At 45.9% G+C, this 2727-nt stretch carries 2 protein-coding genes; one reads left to right on the forward strand and one right to left on the reverse strand.

The window, feature by feature from the left end; all coding sequences use genetic code 11:
- Positions 1-75 precede the first annotated feature (75 nt).
- Positions 76-666 carry a VOC family protein gene (locus KI655_RS24085; RefSeq protein WP_285409221.1) on the reverse strand — a complete coding sequence of 197 codons (591 nt, stop codon included), beginning with the start codon at positions 664-666 and terminating at the stop codon, positions 76-78.
- 308 nt (positions 667-974) lie between these two features.
- Between KI655_RS24085 and argS the strand changes: the two genes are divergently transcribed.
- Positions 975-2708 carry an arginine--tRNA ligase gene (gene argS, locus KI655_RS24090; protein ID WP_285409222.1) on the forward strand — a complete coding sequence of 578 codons (1734 nt, stop codon included), beginning with the start codon at positions 975-977 and terminating at the stop codon, positions 2706-2708.
- The last annotated feature ends 19 nt before the right edge of the window (positions 2709-2727 follow it).

Genomic DNA, 2727 nt, shown 5'->3' on the forward strand with positions numbered 1-2727 from the left:
GTAAGCGAGTAAGCGAGTAACTTTAAAGGGTTGGCAAATATCGTCAACCCTTTTTCATTGTTACTAGGAACGTTATTAAGCCTGCTCTGATTCCACAATTTTCTTCAACGAGTGAGGGTGCAGCTTGATGCAAATCCCTTGATGCTTAAACGCAACGGTTGGATTGTTCAAACGCTCGCCTTCGCCTTTCGGGCTGGATAGCTTCACTTTAACGCCCTGCTCTGACAACGTTTCAAAGTTAGCAGCAAACTGCGGGTAAGTTTCTTTAAGGTCCGCTAAGTATTCATCGGCGGTTTGCGCGTGCGATGGAATCACAAACTCCACATGCTCCCAATCTTGGCTTGGGTAAATCTTACCTTCCGCAGGGTATGGCAATTCTAAACATTCAATCGACCAGCCACGGCTTTGCAAGGGCTCATCAAAAGCAATAACAACAATTGGACGACCGTTAATCATCGCTTGTGAAATCGTCTCACCGTAGCCAGACCAAGCCTCATGTGCCGCTTTCGCTAACGACGTCTCGTTGATTCTTAACGCAATGTGATCCGCTTGTGCAAAGCTCAGGTCTAAGCCAAGTGTGTTACCAAACGCTTCAATTTTTGCCATGAAATCATCGAGGCGTTCAATCATCTGTTTCGGTTCTAATTGTGCTTGTGTGAGCGTCATAATCTACATTCTCCAATTCTGATGCGCGCATGGTAGCAGCTCTATATTTTGCAACAAGCCTTGTATCGAGCTCAGATTAAAAAGCTCACTCACCGACGAGTGATAGCCTTAAGCAGGAAATGTTAATTTTCTATCAATACGCCCTATAAGAAGCCACACAAAATTGGTATCATTACCGCCATTTTTGTGAACTCAAACAGAGTCTGTTGTTCATTTCATCACTAAAGCGTTAAGTAAATTGCACCTTAACCTTAGCTGACAACGAAGTCACAACCACTCTTATCATCCTTGAATTGAAGGAAACGCGTGTGAATATCCAAGCACTTATTAATGACAAAGTATCTCAGGCTCTAGAAGCCGCTGGCGCACCTGCAGGCTCTCCTGCGGCCGTTCGCCAATCTGCAAAACCACAATTTGGTGACTACCAAGCAAACGGCGTAATGGGCGTTGCAAAGCGACTAGGCACTAATCCACGAGAATTTGCTCAGAAAGTATTGGACGTTCTAAACCTAAACGGTATCGCTTCTAAAGTTGAAATCGCAGGCCCAGGTTTCCTAAACATCTTCCTAGATGAAGCTTTCCTAGCGCAACAAGCAGACGCAGCACTGGCTGACTCTCGTCTTGGCGTTGCAGCAGCTGAAGCACAAACCATTGTTGCTGACTACTCTGCACCGAACGTTGCAAAAGAGATGCACGTTGGTCACCTACGTTCAACCATCATCGGTGATGCCGTTGTTCGTACTCTAGAATTCCTAGGCCACAACGTTATCCGTGCTAACCACATCGGTGACTGGGGTACTCAGTTCGGTATGCTTATCGCAAACCTTGAGCGTGTACAAAAAGAGTCTGGTGAAGTTTCCATGGAGCTTTCTGACCTTGAAGCCTTCTACCGTGAATCTAAGAAGCTTTACGATGAAGACGAAGAGTTTGCAGTTAAAGCTCGTAACTACGTAGTTAAGCTACAAGGTGGTGACGAGTTCTGTGCAGAGATGTGGAAGAAACTGGTTGATATCACGATGATTCAAAACCAGCGTAACTACGACCGTCTAAACGTATCACTGACTCGCGATGACGTAATGGGTGAAAGTAAGTACAACGACATGCTTCCTGCAATCGTTGAAGACTTGAAAGCTCAAGGTCTTGCTCAAGAAGATGACGGCGCGCAAGTTGTTTTCCTAGACGAGTACAAGAACAAAGATGGCGACCCAATGGGCGTTATCATCCAGAAACGTGATGGCGGTTTCCTATACACAACAACCGATATCGCATGTGCTAAGTACCGTTACGAAGAGCTAGGTGCAGACCGTGTGCTTTACTTCATCGACTCTCGTCAGCACCAACACCTAATGCAAGCTTGGACAATCGTTCGTAAAGCAGGTTACATCCCAGAATCTGTATCTCTTGAGCACCACGCATTCGGCATGATGCTAGGTAAAGATGGCAAGCCATTCAAGACTCGTGCAGGCGGTACAGTTCGTCTAGCTGACCTTCTTGATGAAGCAGAAGTTCGTGCAGCACAACTGATCGACTCTAAGAACCCAGAGCTAGCTGAAGACGAGAAGAAAAACATCGCTAACACAGTTGCTATGGCAGCGGTTAAGTACGCGGATCTTTCTAAGCACCGTACTACTGACTACGTGTTCGATTGGGACAACATGCTTGCGTTTGAAGGTAACACGGCACCATACATGCAGTACGCATACACACGTGTTGCTTCTGTATTCGCTAAAGCTGGCGTTTCTATGGACGCGCTTGAAGGTGAAATCAAAATCACTGAAGAGAAAGAGAAAGCACTTATCGCGAAACTTCTACAATTTGAAGAAGCGGTTCAATCTGTTGCTCGTGAAGGTCAGCCGCACATCATGTGTACTTACCTATTCGAACTAGCAGGTCAATTCTCTAGCTTCTACGAAGCATGCCCTATCCTTGTTGCTGAAGACGAAGCTGTTAAGCAGAGTCGTCTAAAGCTTGCTGCACTGACAGCGAAGACAATCAAGCAAGGTCTGTCTCTACTAGGTATCGATACTCTAGAGCGTATGTAAGCGTTTCGAGATTCGAGAT

The sequence above is a fragment of the Vibrio sp. D404a genome (assembly GCF_030248535.1).
Lineage (GTDB): Bacteria > Pseudomonadota > Gammaproteobacteria > Enterobacterales > Vibrionaceae > Vibrio.